The organism is Thalassococcus profundi (genome assembly GCF_003344785.1).
In the GTDB taxonomy this organism is placed as follows: Bacteria; Pseudomonadota; Alphaproteobacteria; order Rhodobacterales; family Rhodobacteraceae; genus Puniceibacterium; species Puniceibacterium profundi.
On the sequence record NZ_QPMK01000027.1, the window covers coordinates 26,049 to 41,337 of the forward strand.

Sequence of the window (15,289 nt, forward strand, 5' to 3'; positions counted from 1 at the left end):
CGGCACCGGATTGGGACATCACACGCCAGAACTGTCTTGGAGGCGCGCGATGGCCCGCTGGCATCGCTTTCGCGCCGCGTCATGGCTAATGCCGAGCTGCTCGGCGGCCTCTTTCTGGCTGAACCCGGCGATGTGAACGGCGGTGAGGAGATAGCCGTCTTCACCGAGAGCGGCCTCGGCGGCCTTCATCAAAATTTCGGGTCCGTCCGTGTGGTCTGACGGTTCATGCAACGACACGATATCATGGAGGTCGAGTCGCGAAGTCTTGTGCGCGCCGTGGTACTCCCGCCTCAGATCCCGCTCGAGATTGCGCAACAGGGTAGCGGCCACGCGTTTGACGCGCTCCGGGTCGGCGCTACCAATCCCGATTGCGAGCCCACTCAGCAGATCGGCATCGAGACTGCCCGAACGACAGAGCGTTCTCAGCCGATGGCGGACCACGCAAAGCCCTGGCCAAAGCGCCAGTATCAACAATTCTGCGGCAAGGTCGCTGCAGGTTTCTCCGCCGATGGCCGAGCGCAGGAGATGGGTCAGCACATTGTTCTTTGCATCGGGGTCCACCGATTTGTTCTGAAGCCAGTCAAGAAGTTGACCTGGTTCCCGGGACGTCGGGGCCGAGCCGCCAGACGGAAACAGTTTGCAGAAATGGATCAGGGCGGAATGCCGGTTCACGGACCGGACAAGCTGCGCGCGCAGCGCGGACCAGTTGGAGTACAAGAGATGCCTGGGCTGGGGCCGGGCATCTCGCGCCTCTCATCGGGCCGGGGTACGGGCGTCGCGCGCCTCTGGAATTTGGAATGGAAAAAGGGACGGCCGGGAAACGGCCGCCCTTCAAGTCAGGGCAGTGTGACCATCTCGTTCAGCGTGCCGCAGCAGCGGCAGACCGAGGAGATCGGGACGCTGGCGAGGTACTGATGGCTGCGCGAGATAACGAGTTGAACGCGGCTGCGCTCGATGCGGCCGAGGAGCTTGAAGCAGCGCTTGCAGCGCCAGTCGCGGTGGCTGGTATGTGTGCGGAAACGTGACGGCATATGAGTGCTCCTATCGTTGGATGCCGTCTCATCGCCCGAATTTGTGTGGAGCGTCCTGTGCCCGAGTATGGAAAAGGTATGGAAGGCTAGCCTTTGAGGCGCCAGCAGCCGTTGTCGCGCGCCCTTTCCACGTAATCGTCGAACACGCGTTTTCGCATCTTCCCGCTAAAGACCGCCCTCGGCGTAGATGCCGAGGTGCCTTCAACAAGAATGCTGGCATGAACTTCTGGAAATCCCGCGTTGTAGGCATCTGCGAGCTTGGTGAAGAAATCGAGCTGTATGCGGCCCGTTAGTGGCAGGGCTGGCTTGTCAGGCATCACGAAACTACCCGTGTTGTTACCGCCCTCAAACACTTTTGCGCACACGATGTGCTTTGAAGCCTTCCGGTCTGATTCATACCGGTCTCGAAGGCGGTCCAAATCAATTGCAAGGTCCGGGTCGCCGGGTTCCATGACTGTTCCGATCGGAATGACGACATTGTGGCCGATATAACGCGGCGCCTCCGGACTGGCGCCAAGGATCAGACCGGTAGATTTTTGTGCGCGCTGGCTCAGCTCCATCTCAAGTGCACTAATGGATTTGAAGCTCATGAGGTCACGTGCCAGAAATACACTGACGGGCTGCCCGCCAATCATCAGGGTCCCAAGGCCTGAAAGCCTTTCGCTCAATGGACGAAAATCACGAAAATCGAGCTCCGTTGACAGCCGTTTGGCTATAGTCTCGCGAAGCCAGCCGGTCGCAATTTTGTAATTGGTATAATCGCGCGTTGAGCGCGACGGTACGGAACGGGACACCTCCTGCTCGATGACCTCGTCACCTTCGGCATCTGCCAGGGTGACCGGCTGCCTGCTCTTCTGAGAAATCAACTGCGCTCCGAGTAGTTCGTCGACCGAAAGCCCAAGCTCTTTTATCAGCAGACCAGTCAGAACCTCGTCTCCCAAGTCGAAAAGCTTGAGAAGACCCGGAAGCATTGCTTTCGCCTCGTCGCGGTTCAGTGGCCGAAGGCTTCGCGCAATGCCCCAAGCCTCCAAAAGTCGGGAGGCGAGAAAGCGCGCCCGGCGATCCTTGTGATTCTGGACGTTCGACCCACTCGTGCCACGCACGGTGACATTCAGTTTGCGCAGCCGGTCTTCTTCTTCTTTTCGGTAATCGACGGCAATGGCAATCAAGTTGATGCCTTCGCGGCCACGATATCTTAAAGCGCCGGAAAGATATCTTCGTGCCAGAGCGTCGATATCCTCGCCTTTGGCTACCTTCAATGTCACCCGGCGTGCAAAGCTGCCGAGCAGTAACTCAAATTCAACAACCATCGCCGCTTCTACAAAGAAACCTGAGATCTCCGGGATTTCCAGTTCGAAGGAATGCGAAAACCTGCCTAGGTCGAAGACTTTTTCGGAGAGCGGTTATTCGGAAACGTTCTGTCCGAGAACCAATTCCGCGAAGGCATTGGACAGTTCGTGCCGATGCCCGAAGCTCATCCCCAATACCTCGATAAGCCGTTTGGCCGGCGTGTAGATCAAAGTGATTTCGTCCTGCGGACGGTAGTACAGCGATTGCCTGCTTCCTTCCTCGGTATGAACGTAAACGGAAGACAAGTCGCCACCGTGGCGCACGATCAGCATCACTGAGGACGGATGTTCTTCCGTCGCCGAGAGATCAATGGCCGTCAGCTTGGGGTCATGCCTGAGATCCAAGACACTGCGCAGTTTTTCCGTCAGGGCCGCTTCATCAACCGAATCCGCCGTCGCCTCGATGTCTTCCGGTATATCCAGCGCAAAATTGGAGCAAATATTTCCACGATCGCGATCCTGACGCGCCTGATTGAAGCTTTCCGCATTCTGGAATGCCACTTCGAGATTAGTGAAAGCCCAGCAGCTCCTACACAGTTCGTCGAGTTGCTTCTCGAAAAGGATATGTTCTTCTTCGGTCACCGTTTGGCCGATAATTGTCTTCAAGGACTGCACGCCATTGCCTTCAGCCAATTCAACAATTCGCTCAGCATGGGTTTCGACAGCCTCAAGAACCTCCTTTCCAAATGTCGAAAAGAGAACGACCGGAAGGCGCGCACCGGGTTCCGCGTCAAGCCAGTCTGCCTTGGCAAAAATATTCTCACCTGGAGTGATGGTGCCAAAAATCTTCGCGAAAGCTGGCGCGGCCAGTGACGCTGGCAAATCCTCAATAATCTTTCGGGTGTTGCGTTCTATCTGCGCCATCGCTGGTTCTCCCAATCGAAACCAGCGTATTTGGACAGAGATCATTTGACAAATTCACATGTCCCAATCGGCCAATCCGACCGGCTTTCCCCTTGCAGAAGTCGCCTACAGAGGAAGCTTTTGCATGAGCCTAACCCGATCCTGCGGTCCCAATCCGCTCCCCCCGGCCCGGATGACGCCATCGGAACGCCGCGCCGACCTGTGCCGTATCCTCGCGCTCGGCCTGGTCCGGCTGCGCATGAGAGACGCAGCCCAACTATCTGCCGAACATGGAGAATTTCCGCTACACAACTCGGCCGACCAGAGCGCTCATGCAACTCCAACCAACCGGAGAACCGCATGACCGATCCCATTCCCGCCCGCCTGGCCGCGCTCAAAACCACGTCGACCCCAGACCTGAAGCAACAATGGCGCGACCTGTTCGACAGCGAGCCGCCGCCGTTCAATCGTCGCTACCTTGAGAGCCGCCTCGCGTACCGCATTGCGAAGCGTTCATCGCCAGCCAGCGCTCCGAGGGCTGGGTGCTGGTGCGCGACCAGTATGACGACGGAGGGATTTCCGGCGGAACGCTGCAACGCCCCGGCCTGCAACGGCTTCTGCAGGACATCGAGGACGGGCTGGTCGATGTGGTTGTCGTCTACAAGATCGATCGGCTCAGTCGCGCACTGGCGGATTTCGCGAAGCTGGTCGATGTGTTCGACCGCAACGGCGTGACCTTCATCAGCGTGACGCAAAGCTTCAACACGACCACGTCCATGGGCCGGTTGACGCTGAACATCCTGTTCAGTTTCGCCCAGTTCGAGCGCGAGGTGACGGCCGAGCGCATCCGCGACAAGGTCGCTGCCAGCCGCAAGAAGGGCATGTGGATGGGCGGGGTGCCGCCCTACGGCTACCGGGTCGAAAACCGGAAGCTGGTGATCAACGACGAAGACGCCGAGCACGTCCGCTGGATCTTCGCCCGTTTCCTGAAGATCGGATCGGGGACAGAGCTGGCGCGGGAGGTGGCGAAACGCGGCATTCGCACGCCAAGGGGCAATCGGATCGACAAGAAGTTCCTCTACCGGGTGCTGAGCAACCGCGCCTATATCGGTGAGGCGGTCCACAAGGGCGACAGCTACCCTGGCGAGCACAACGCAATCATCGACCGCGAAAAGTGGGATCGTGTCCACGCCATCCTGCAGGAGAGCCCGCGCAAGCGCGCCGCACGGACCCGTGCCGAGACGCCCGCTCTGCTGAAAGGACTGCTGTTCGGCCCCGATGGCGCCGCATTCTCGCCGACGCACACCCGCAAGGGCGACCGGCTGTACCGCTACTATGTCAGCCAGACGGTGCTGAAGCACGGCGCGGGATCGTGCCCGGTTGGCCGGGTGCCAGCAGGCGAGATCGAGGCGGCCGTCGTCGACCAGCTGCGGGCGGTGTTCCGCCAGCCGGAGATCGTGGCGGGGACATGGAAGGCGGCGCGCGCCCATGCCGACGACATCACCGAGGCCGACGCCCGCGGCGCCCTGCAGCAACTCGACCCGCTGTGGGACGAACTCTTCCCCGCCGAACAGGCACGCATCGCGGCGCTGTTGGTCGAGCGCGTCGACGTCGGCACAGGCGGATTGAACGTCCGGCTCCGGATGGACGGCCTCGGAGGGCTCGCGCGCGAGATGCTGTCTGGCAGCATCGGAGCAGCGGCATGACCCGCGGGGCCCCGGTCCCCGACACGGTGACGCTCCACGTTCCGTTCCGTATCGTGAAGCGCGGCGGGCGTAAGGAGATGCAGTTGCCGGAAGGCGCCACGCAATCGCGGCGGACCGACAACACACTGGTCAAGGCGCTGGCGCGTGCATTCCGCTGGAAGCGGATGCTGCAATCGGGCGAGTTCGCCACCATCGCCGAACTGGCCGAACGGGAGGGGATCGCGCCGTCCTACATGACGCGTGTCCTGCGCCTGACCCTGCTCGCGCCCGACATCGTCGAGGCGATCCTCGACGGCAAGCAGGGGCAGTAGGTGACACTGGCGACAGTACTACAGCCGTTTCCGGGCGAATGGGCCTTTCAACGACAAACCTTCGCCTGATCGACGCGACCGGCCCTTACCGGTCATTCGTCGCTGCGAAGGATTCTGCATCGGAGAGCACTCGGACCGGACATCGGAGCAAGACATAAAGGCGCAATGCTTTTCCGTTTTGGCGGTGAGGCGGTTTGTCAGTCTCAAACTAAACTATTTGAAATTCGATCATTTTGGGGCGACGCTTCGCGCTCCGATAGTCGATTTGTATGAAAGCTAAGGGAGGGGCGGCATGAGGTCCATTGCAGTGGCCTGTTTCGGATTTTCACTGAGCCTGTCCGGCGGTGCGGCGACCGCCGGTTTCAAGCACCCTATGGAATTTTACGAGGCAACGAATGGTGGCAACTGCGTTACTTGTGTCTGGATCGCCGCAGAGGGGATCATCGATCTTAATACTGCCGAGCGGTTCAGCGAGTTCCTGAGGAGCAATGATCTCGACGATGCGCGGGGTCTGAACATCCACTTCAACTCGCCGGGTGGAAGCCTGATAGGTGGCGTCCTTCTTGGCATGGCTATCCGCGAGCAGCAGGCCAACACCACAGTCTCAGCCGCACATGTTGAGGACGTTTATGACAGTGGTTTGCGAAAGGTCACTTACGATCCGCCAGTTCAAGCCGAATGCTCGTCGGCCTGCGTCTTCGCCTTCGCTGGCGGTGTCAGCCGCTTTGCATCGAAGACCACGCCGGGTGCCGCAATCGGCTTCCAAGATGTCGGTCGCCTAGGCGTCCACCAATTCTACGATTCTTTGGGCCTAGCCGACCCCTCGGCACCAGCCTTCAATGCTGAGGACCGGATAACTGACCAGAAAATCATCTCGATCCTTCTCGGCTTCCTGTTCGAAATGGACGTTTCGGCCGAGTTGCTACAGTTGGCCTCGCGCACTGATCCGAGGGACATGCATTACCTGACTGAGGAGGAACTCCAGACAACGCGAGTAGACAACCGGATGGTGAGGGACGTCTTCATAACCGGGTACCCGAATGGCGTCGGGATCACCGAGATTCGTTATTCGCGTCGTGATGCCGAATATCGCCTCGAAGTCTATTGCCGTAGCGACGACATGCACATGCTGGCTACAATTGACTGGCGCGGCGCTTATGATGTTCCTTCTCACCGTGATTGGAAGCTCTACGACGGCGTATCCCTGAAGGATGCCGGCGCATTGGAGCTCATCTCGGAGGACTTCGAACGCAGGATCGATGGTGGTGTAATCGGGAAGCTTCGATTCCGCTTCGCCGATCCGTTGTCCGACCTTGTCCATCGCAAACGGTTCGCTTTCGAGGATTGGTCCAGCCGCTACGCTAACAACGCTGCCTCGGCGATGAGCTTTACACTGCCGGAAAACTTCGACGGACTGCACCTTCTGCCCAGGACTTGCATGTAGCTGCATAGCCAACCGGTTTTTCGGAGAAGGGCTATGCGCAGAAAGCGAACTATACAAAAACAGCGGCCATGAACTGCGTTTAGGACGTGCCCGGCCCTATCCGGCCATTCAGGTCGGCTGTCGGCGACGCGCCGCAGCTCCACCAGACCGGCCATTTGTACACCGCGCAGCATTTTCCAAGGGTGGAGGTCTGGTGTGCGGACTTTGCAGACCTTCGACGAACGGCAGCTACTGATCCGGGACAAAAACCGTCGTTTTGGGGCCTTGCCAAAAATCCCTGCAAAACCTTGTCCATAGCTCTGTCGATCCGGCTAGTCGATCAACCCAACGGAGAGCGCCGTTAGAAATTACCCCGCGATTGCTTATCTATGCTTGTAGATGGTGAAGGAGAAACGATTGGAATTGATTATTGGTGGAGCTGCGGCGGTAGTAGCGCTTTGCGCTTTAGGTGTCTCAGTTTTGAACACGTACTACATGCGGCAACTCGACAAGCAGTCTGTGATGCCGCTACTTGATCTCGATATGCGTAAGGTTCGTTCTGAGCGAGACGAAAAGACCTACTACGGCGTCTACCTCAAGAACAACGGCACTGGTCCCGCCATTGTGAAAGCATTTAGGCTGACCTACGGGGGCTTTGACATCAGCGACCCACGAGCCGTTGAACTCCTACGTGAAGATACCCAATCGTTCTTGGGCGAGCCTCAAAACGACCTGCCAACCTTTCTGTCCGTTCTGAAGGACGAGGAAGTGATTGCCCCAGGTGATGGGCACATCCTCTTTGGGGTGTCGTTTGATGATACCGGACGCCGCACTTTCCAGTTTCAAGACACGTTTTGCTCCAAAACAGAGTGCACGGTCGAAACAGAAAGCGTTTACAGAGACCGAAAGATTTTGACCCTAGATGGCGCAAGGGCTGCATTTGCGCGAGCAAGGACAAAATCTCTAAAGACCCATACTCAACCGTAGGTGTATGCCAAAAACGGTGGTTTCTGTCCCTCATTAAGAGAACCTGCGTCTTCAGACGGTTAGCCGCGACAGAATGGCAAGGCAAAACCCATTTGGTTCTCGCACGTTTTTGGCTGCTCGCGAGAGCGGCCGTTCGCTGCAGCCCGTTGAATGAGCAGGAAGGGCTCAAAGCAGACTTGCGGCGGCGCAGCGAGCCCCATGACCAACCTGGCAATGCCTCGTGACGCTCCCGGCCCGTAGCGGACACTTGGTCCAACTGCCGCAAACGTCAGGATCGAGACCAATTCTCACATTTCCCCGGCCAATCGCGTGTCTGTCGTTCGGCTCTTCAACGCAGCCGAGATTCTCCTTGACCCTTAAGTTGTTTTCGTTCGAGCATCTTCTTCTAAAAACTAAAAAAATCGACTGGGAGGATTACCATGGAACACCGGCTCTTATCAGCCGTGACGGCACTGGGCGTGATGAGCGCGGCACCCGCTGCAATTGCACAAGGAAACGACGGGGCGATGGACGTGCCCACAATCACACCCACCGTCGTTCTGGAGGAACTTGACGCGCCATGGGACATGGCGTTCCTGCCGGACGGCACGATGTTCTTCACCGAAAAATGCGACGGTCTTTCCGTTCGGACGCCGGATGGCACCGTGAACGCCCTTTACGGCATGGAAGAGACCGAAGGCTACGCGGATAGCGGCAGCGACCTTTTCTGCGAAGGCCAGGCGGGGATGCTCGGCGTGGCGGTGGACAGCGATTTCGAGGAAAACCGCACGCTGTACCTCTATTCGAGCTCGATGATGTATCGCGGCGATGGCTGCACGACCAACTTCGAGAAATGCGACGGCAATATTGTCATGCGGCTCACCGTCAGCGACGATCTGACGAGCGTGTCCGATAGAACCGATATTGTGACGGACATCCAGTACAAGCCGTTCGATTCCGATCAACCCTTTGGCGGACCGGGCGCGCATAACGGTGGTCGGCTCCGGATTGGACCCGACGGCTATCTCTGGATCACGGGTGGCGATCGTCACAGAGGTATTTGTCCGCAGGATGGCACATTGCTGTGTGGTAAGGTCCTGAGGATCGATGGGGACGGAAACGCCCATCCGGACAACAACCCGCCCGAGGGCTTTGACCCGCGTATCTACACCCACGGGCACAGAAACGTGCAGGGCATCGATTTCCGCCCCAGTGACGGCCGCGCGTTCACCGCCGAGCATGGCCCGTGGCACAACGATGAAATCACCGCGCTTGTGAACGGCGGCAATGCCGGATGGGATCCCGCCCAGAACACGGGTGGCCGAGGCGAGTGCCCGGACGAGTACTGTGGCTACGAGCCGAACCAAACCGAAGGCATGGATCCGGCGATCCGCGCCGCCTATACACCCATGAGCGACACGCGCTTTGAAGACCTGATGCCGCCCTCGTGGAACAACAATGGGTTTTCTCAGGGCACCGGCTCCGCCGCTTTCCTTACCGGCGAAAACTGGGGCATCTACGAAGGCCGCCTCGCCGTCGGCATCATGGGCATCGGCTTCGGCGATACGCCGGTCGGGTCAAGGATCGACATGATCAGCCTGACGGAGAACGGTATGGGCATCAACGGCATCACGCGGATGCCGCTAGGATTCTCGGCTCGATTCCGCGGGCTTGCCATGGGGCCCGACAATGCGCTTTACGTCGCCACGGACGAAGGCGAAATCTACAGAGTCACTGCGGAAAGCATGCAGTAACCTTCCAAGAGATGCGCTCGCGCCAACAGGTTGGCGCGGGCTATTTTTTCGCTTTGCCAGCTGCGCCCTTTGAAACGGTACCGACGTCAGTATTCCACGATCAGACTGACGGGCACGTTGTAGCGCTGACCGTCCACACGGATCCTGTATGTGCCGTCCACGACGCTCCACTCGGTGTCGGTACCAACACCGGACATTGTCACGCTGGCCTTCAAGAACTCGCCATTATTAAAGAACAGGGCCCGCTCAAAGCCATTTGCGAAGATGACCGTGACCGAGATTCTGCCCTTCTCGTCTTGCTTGACGCGATAGCTGCACTGATGCAGCGCCGCGCCACTTCCCTGAGAGCAACCTATCGATCTAGGAACAGCATTGTCAGCCGAATGCCTTGGTGACGTGTCCTGCTGCTCGGCATAGGACTCCGCTGCGGCAAGCAAAGAGCCAGCAGTTATTCCGACCAAGACCTGCCACTTCTTCACGACGAGCCCTCCAAAATGCACTCCGATGACCGAGGGTAAGGACAGGGAGATTTCAGGTCAAATTCACGATTGTGCGGTCGGTGATGCGGCGCAATCGGGCAAAGGCGCCTCCTTGACATCGCGCTGCTTCGGTACGTTCTCGGAAGTGCCGGACGCGAACGTTTCCCGGAACAGTTTTCGAGCAGCAGGCATTGGTGCGGTTGCAGCGTTTTCACCCTTTGCCCGCTGGGCGGAAATTTGGATCGTTCGCAGCAACGGATCGCTCATCGCCCTATGTGTAGGTCACGCTGGTTTCGACGGCGGTTCTCGGCGAAAGGTCCGCCTCCTTGTGTTGGCAGTGATGTGCTCGCTCGCGCAGAGAAGGCCCGCTTCCCGCCCGTCGTGCCCGTAGCGGCTCCCGGCCCATTGCTGACCTTGAGACAGCATAACCACGCTGCGACGCAGCTTCACCGAAGCGGTCGTTCTTGCGTCGCGTTGCATTTTCCGATTGCCGAGGTCCACTGAGCGGACGGAGCCTTCATTCCGTTTCCAACCGGAACTTTAGGAAGGTCTCCCCATCATACTCCTGCTCACCGACAAAAACCGCGCCAAGTCGGTCGAACGCGCGCAGGTTCGTGCGCGACGGAGGCAACAGAAATGTCACGAATGGAATGCGCTTGTCGGTAATGGCGAAGTCGATCGCTTTTCTTGAAATGCGTGCACCAAGTCCGAATGCGCTCGGCTTGAGAACCAAACCGAAATCCCAATCGTCTCCCTCTTTCTGAAAGCCACCCCAACCAATATATTCGTCGTCTGACATTATAGCCCAATGGCCCAGCCCATCGCGGTTCCAGAACGCCTCTTTGATGGCGACTAACTTGGCGACCGCGGCATCATCCCATTCGAATTTCAGTAAGGGCATGTGTTCAGCCACACGCGGGTCGGACATGTGCGCCACAATCTCGGATGGATCGATCTCGGGCAATCTGATGAAGCTGATCTCGCGCATCGCTCGGGTATTCTTCGTGGCTTGTATGCCTTGAAATATGAGCCTGCTGCTCGCTGAACAAGATCAGATGGCGTATCAGCAGCCGAACAGACAACGATTTGAATGTCTTGGTCGGGCTCCAAGCGGTCATGCGGCGGTGCGGCTCGCCGTATGAATGGCGGCATCCGCGATACCGTCGCTTCCGGCCCTTAGCTGAACTTCGTGCACGTCGATGCGAATGGCTGATCAGGCGGAAAGCCGTCGGTTACTTGCTTTGTAGATCAACGAGTATCCGTCTGTAGCGCCATTCTGATGTCAAGAACCCGACCGCATACCCATTTAACTGCTCATTCGTTAGCGGTATTCGCGCTCTTGAGCGACGAAAAGAGGCGCGCATTTTCCAGCGCGATGACGCTTTGATCGGCAAATGTCTGCGCCAGCGCCACCGCGGTCTCGGAGAACGGGCGCACATTCTGTCGGTAGATCGTGAAGGCACCGACCAGCCGGTCTCCGGCAAGCATCGGTATCGCCACAAAGGATCGCGCACCCCCCAGATGTGCCGTCGCCCAGCGGAGGGGATCTTCTCCGCGGAAGATCTCCTCGGCGCGGACATCGAAAATGTTGACCGGCATCTGACTCGCCGCCACGCGACCCAGGCCAGTCGCTGACGCAAAGGCGAAGATGCCTTGCACGTCCAGCCAATCTCGGAACGCGGCCGGAATGCCGCGATCGTGGGTCGCTTCAAACCGGGCTTGCCCATGATAATCAAACAAGATGCCGAACTCGGCCTCGCAGAGTTCCAGCGCGTGGCCCAGGATCGCCGCCACGACCTCGTCAGCATCGCCTTGCGATCGGCTGATGATGCGCAGGACCTCCCCCATCGCGCGCTCGCGGCACAGCGCCTCTTCGAGGCTGAGCGCAAGCTCCGAGATCACGGCCGCATAGTCGGTCGTGTCCAGCGAGGGCTTGGAGGCTCCGATCAGCTGCGCATGAAGTTCCAGCTTCGAGGACACGCCGAGCTTGCGATAGATCGTAGCCAGATGCGTGCGCACGGTGGTGGGCGCGATGCCCAGCCGGGTTGCAATCGCGCTGTAGGTATCGCCCTGCGCATAGGCAGAGGCGATCTCGATCTCGCGGGGTGTTAGCGCATCCTGCGGCATGTCTCCGGATCTCAGAACCTCCCGGAGTCTTCCGCGTTCGCGAAGACAAGGCAATAACGCAAATGCGTGAGCAAAGATAATGCAAGGCCGCGCCTCAAAATACTGCACTCAGCCGATGCCGTGCTGCTTCTTCCGCTGTCATGCTGGACGGATCAGGCGAGGAGACGGACCAATGCCCATGGGAACGAGCACAGCGGCCAAAGCGAAAAATGATGCCATCCCGATGCGCTGGCGTATCCTGGCGCTGCTGGTCCTCGCGCGCGCAGGGCTTGGCGTGCAGTTCCAGACCGTCGGGTCGGCCGCAGGTGAGATTACCAATATCTTTGGGATGGACAACGCCCAGCTCGGAGTGATGATCGGATTGTTCATGGCGCCGGGTTTGATCCTCGCCTTGCCGGCGGGCGCGTTCTCGCGCTTTGCCTCGGATCGTGTGCTGTCTGGCGCAGGCCTTGCTGCCTTGTCTTTGGGAGGCCTGCTCTCCGCTTTGGCTACGAGCCCTGAGACGCTTGGGCTCGGGCGTATCGTGGCGGGGGCCGGTTTTCTGGTCGTCACGTTGTATTTCACGAAGATGGTGGCCGACTGGTTCGGCACCCGCGAGATAGCGACGGCCATGTCGCTCCTGGTCATGAGCTGGCCTTTCGGCATCGCACTCGGCCAGGTCGGCCACACATGGCTGATCACGCTGTTCGATTGGCGAATGCCGTTCGCGGCGGCTTCGATCTGGTGCGCCGCGGCCGCGATCGGCGTTTGGGTGTTCTACCGCTCGCCGCATGACAGTCCGCCCGCCACCGAGCGACGGATGCAGCTGTTGCCCCGTGAATGGGCACTTGTCTGCTCGGCGGGCCTGGCTTGGGGCATTTTCAATGCGGGCTACATCGTTTGGCTCAGCTTCGGGCCAGCCGTTCTGGAGGCGCGCGGGCATACGCTTGTCGCATCGGCGTCGATCGTCAGCTTGGCAAGCTGGGTCATGATCTTTTCCGGAGCAGTCTGCGGTCAGATCGTCGACCGCTTTGGCCGGCGCGATACGGTGCTTGTCATCGGGATGCTCGCTGGAGCGGCGGCCTTCCTCTTGCTGCAACTGCCCGGTGCCGAACTCGGCGCGAGCCTACTGTTCGGATTGATCGGAATGGCTCCGGCCGGAATAATCATGGCGCTGAGCGGTCAAGCGGTCGCGCCAGAGCGACGGGCCTTCGGAATGGGAGTCTTCTTCACGCTGTATCACGCGGTCATGGCAATATCACCGGCGCTCGCAGGCGGCATCGTCGATCTCGCCGGGTCGCCGGACGCAGCGATGCACCACGGTCTTGGCCTGTTCCTCACGGTGATCCCGCTGGCGCTGGCGTTTCGCCATCTGAAATCCCGGCAGTAAGACTGTGCCTTGCAAAGCGCAGCGTGCCGGAGCACATCATGGCGACGTCGCGTTACTGGCGCGCGCGTTTTTCGGATCGAGAATGCGCTCAGAGACCGCATAGCGGTCGTTCCTGCCTATTGCAGCGAACATTCGCTTCCCGCCCTTTTCGCAGCGCCTGACAAGATGCTGCTCTGCGGAAACTTCGGTGCTTCTATACACACCGGACGATCAGCGAATGTTCGATTTCCGTTCCATCTCAGCGAACACGACTCCGGTCGAAGTGTTCAGATGGCATCTCCAGAAAACAGCTTAATTTCAGTATCTTGCAAGAAATTCACCAAATCGGCGCAGTCATGAGGTCCGGAGAATATCGGGCTAAGAGAATAGATTTTGAGGCAGCCGCGGGCACGGCAGTGTTCAGCCTAGCCCGCAAACCCCTTTGAAAACACGCAAAAATCCGGCCGCGGCCGGATGGGGAGAACGCTTTCGCGGGGGCAAGTGGCGGAGACGAAGGGATTCGAACCCTCGATACCGTTTCCGGTATACTCCCTTAGCAGGGGAGCGCCTTCGACCACTCGGCCACGTCTCCATCGACCCGTTTAGAGGTGTATGGCTCAGGAAACAAGGCGAAAATCGCGCTTACTCCGCCACTCATATCACATGCCTAATATTAGATATGTTCACCAAGATTGCCGCCAAAGTCCCAAGTGTTTGGCAACGATTTGTCAACGGCAACCACTCCGGCCACAGGGAGTTTGATGCCAACAGAGGAAATAGTGTTATCCACTTCGCAGCGGAAAACTAACATGACACCTGAGACGGGTTGCACCTTCTCTTGTCCCGGTCGCACTGCTACATCGTGTTGTCTACACCCTGCGTCCAGGATGTCGGTCGCGAGCGGCTCATCGAGTCTGGTTTCGGTCGCTTATCCCCTCCCGTACTCATAATCAGCCTCCGCCACCACAGAGAAATACAGCATCGGAAACAGCACTTTGTAAGGAGTTTCGCGACTGCTATTTATCTCCGGGAGGTGCTGCATGATCGACCAAGAGGAAGAGACACCGAAGAAGAAGAGACGGCGCGGGAATACACTGGAGAACTGGGAAGTGGCAATCGTCAAGGCCATGATTTCCCGGGGCAGTCCGTTCGCGAATGACCAGGATATCCTCGCCTACTTCACCCGCCCCACTCGATCCGTGAATCATCGCCTCATCAGCGAGATCCGAAACGAGGCGAAACACAAAGCGATCAAATCCGCGAGCGAGGACGATCTCGAGGCATTCTTGGCGACGTGGCCGGACATCGACCATGAGACCGGACTAAGCATCCAGGGTGATGAGCTACTCATTAAATCCCGGGAAGCCATGATCGCCGCGGTGCAGACGTTCAACAGCGCTGGCCTGACGTTCCGTGCTGAGCTCTTTATCGTTACCGCTATCATCGCGTGGACGTATCTGCTTCACGCCTGGTTCAAGCGGGAAGGCATCGATTACCGATACCCGGGCCAGAAGACGAAGGAAGGTGCCGACAAGTTCTGGGAGCTCGGTCACTGCCTGAAACAAGGTGGACCTGTCACGCTTTGGTGCCGCTCCAGGTTTTCATTTATGCTGCCTGCGCCTCGAAGGCCAAGGGGCTTTTCCAGCCCAGGCCTGCTCAACAACGCGGGCTGGCATGTGAACCACAAGCGGGTCGAACGTATCTGGCGACGACAAGGGCTGAAGGTCCCACAAAAGCAGAAGAAAAAGGGGCGTCTCTGGCTGAACGACGGGTCGTGCGTACGTCTGCGCCCCGAGCGGCCCARCCACGTCTGGTCCTATGACTTCGTCCAGGATCGGACCGCTGACGGGCGGGTCTATCGAACTCTGAACATCATCGACGAATACACAAGGGAGGCGATCATGATCCGCGTCGATCGCAAGCTCAACTCCACGGACGTGCTGGATGCATTG

Annotated in this window: 13 protein-coding genes, 1 tRNA gene and 4 pseudogenes; 9 read left to right on the forward strand and 9 right to left on the reverse strand. The window is 58.8% G+C overall.

Going from position 1 to position 15,289, the window contains the following annotated elements:
* Nucleotides 1-18: 18 nt before the first annotated feature.
* From DU478_RS21495 to DU478_RS22765, 4 genes are all read right to left on the reverse strand, one after another.
* Nucleotides 19-717, reverse strand: coding sequence for a sigma-70 family RNA polymerase sigma factor (locus DU478_RS21495; protein ID WP_147276402.1), 699 nt, complete (start codon nt 715-717; stop codon nt 19-21).
* A gap of 119 nt (nt 718-836) precedes the next feature.
* On the reverse strand, nt 837-1,031 hold the full coding sequence (locus DU478_RS21500) for a hypothetical protein (RefSeq protein WP_114512911.1): 195 nt from the start codon (nt 1,029-1,031) through the stop codon (nt 837-839).
* A gap of 86 nt (nt 1,032-1,117) precedes the next feature.
* On the reverse strand, nt 1,118-2,341 hold the full coding sequence (locus DU478_RS21505; protein ID WP_114512912.1) for a hypothetical protein: 1,224 nt from the start codon (nt 2,339-2,341) through the stop codon (nt 1,118-1,120).
* A 93-nt stretch (nt 2,342-2,434) separates the two neighbouring features.
* Nucleotides 2,435-3,244 carry a hypothetical protein gene (locus tag DU478_RS22765; protein WP_147276403.1) on the reverse strand — a complete coding sequence of 270 codons (810 nt, stop codon included), beginning with the start codon at nt 3,242-3,244 and terminating at the stop codon, nt 2,435-2,437.
* Between the two features lie 339 nt (nt 3,245-3,583).
* On the opposite strand from DU478_RS22765, the pseudogene DU478_RS21525 reads away from it, so the two are divergent.
* The 6 genes and pseudogenes from DU478_RS21525 to DU478_RS21550 all read left to right on the forward strand — a co-directional run.
* A pseudogene (locus DU478_RS21525) lies at nt 3,584-3,727 on the forward strand (DUF2924 domain-containing protein); the annotation flags it as partial.
* Nucleotides 3,727-4,929, forward strand: a pseudogene (locus DU478_RS21530) (recombinase family protein); the annotation flags it as partial. The pseudogenes DU478_RS21525 and DU478_RS21530, both read left to right, overlap by 1 nt.
* Nucleotides 4,926-5,240 (forward strand): hypothetical protein, encoded by a 315-nt coding sequence (locus DU478_RS21535; protein WP_456119799.1) that lies wholly within the window; start codon nt 4,926-4,928, stop codon nt 5,238-5,240. The pseudogene DU478_RS21530 and the gene DU478_RS21535, both read left to right, overlap by 4 nt.
* A 292-nt stretch (nt 5,241-5,532) precedes the next feature.
* Nucleotides 5,533-6,684 (forward strand): COG3904 family protein, encoded by a 1,152-nt coding sequence (locus DU478_RS21540; RefSeq protein WP_114512916.1) that lies wholly within the window; start codon nt 5,533-5,535, stop codon nt 6,682-6,684.
* A 396-nt stretch (nt 6,685-7,080) separates the two neighbouring features.
* A complete protein-coding gene (locus DU478_RS21545) occupies nt 7,081-7,650 on the forward strand; it encodes a hypothetical protein (RefSeq protein ID WP_114512917.1) in 570 nt (189 codons plus the stop codon).
* Between the two features lie 419 nt (nt 7,651-8,069).
* Entirely contained in the window at nt 8,070-9,383 is a 1,314-nt protein-coding gene (locus DU478_RS21550; RefSeq protein WP_233501527.1) for a PQQ-dependent sugar dehydrogenase, read from the forward strand.
* 86 nt (nt 9,384-9,469) lie between these two features.
* Here the strand turns inward: DU478_RS21550 and DU478_RS21555 are convergent, their stop codons facing one another.
* The 4 genes from DU478_RS21555 to DU478_RS21565 form a co-directional block, all read right to left on the reverse strand.
* Nucleotides 9,470-9,862 (reverse strand): hypothetical protein, encoded by a 393-nt coding sequence (locus DU478_RS21555; RefSeq protein ID WP_114512918.1) that lies wholly within the window; start codon nt 9,860-9,862, stop codon nt 9,470-9,472.
* Nucleotides 9,863-9,925: 63 nt separating this feature from the next.
* On the reverse strand, nt 9,926-10,129 hold the full coding sequence (locus DU478_RS22770) for a hypothetical protein (RefSeq protein WP_147276404.1): 204 nt from the start codon (nt 10,127-10,129) through the stop codon (nt 9,926-9,928).
* A 250-nt stretch (nt 10,130-10,379) separates the two neighbouring features.
* A complete protein-coding gene (locus tag DU478_RS21560; protein WP_114512919.1) occupies nt 10,380-10,850 on the reverse strand; it encodes a GNAT family N-acetyltransferase in 471 nt (156 codons plus the stop codon).
* A gap of 326 nt (nt 10,851-11,176) precedes the next feature.
* Nucleotides 11,177-11,989 (reverse strand): GAF domain-containing protein, encoded by an 813-nt coding sequence (locus DU478_RS21565; protein WP_114512920.1) that lies wholly within the window; start codon nt 11,987-11,989, stop codon nt 11,177-11,179.
* Nucleotides 11,990-12,167: 178 nt separating this feature from the next.
* On the opposite strand from DU478_RS21565, the gene DU478_RS21570 reads away from it, so the two are divergent.
* Nucleotides 12,168-13,358 carry an MFS transporter gene (locus DU478_RS21570; protein WP_233501531.1) on the forward strand — a complete coding sequence of 397 codons (1,191 nt, stop codon included), beginning with the start codon at nt 12,168-12,170 and terminating at the stop codon, nt 13,356-13,358.
* Nucleotides 13,359-13,839: 481 nt separating this feature from the next.
* On the opposite strand, the gene DU478_RS21575 is transcribed toward DU478_RS21570, so the two are convergent.
* Nucleotides 13,840-13,929 (reverse strand) — tRNA-Ser (locus tag DU478_RS21575).
* A 535-nt stretch (nt 13,930-14,464) separates the two neighbouring features.
* Here DU478_RS21575 and DU478_RS23670 point away from each other — a divergent pair.
* Together DU478_RS23670 and DU478_RS21590 are read left to right on the forward strand one after the other, a co-directional pair.
* Nucleotides 14,465-14,890, forward strand: a pseudogene (locus DU478_RS23670) (DUF3644 domain-containing protein); the annotation flags it as partial.
* 99 nt (nt 14,891-14,989) lie between these two features.
* A pseudogene (locus DU478_RS21590) lies at nt 14,990-15,289 on the forward strand (IS3 family transposase); the annotation flags it as partial.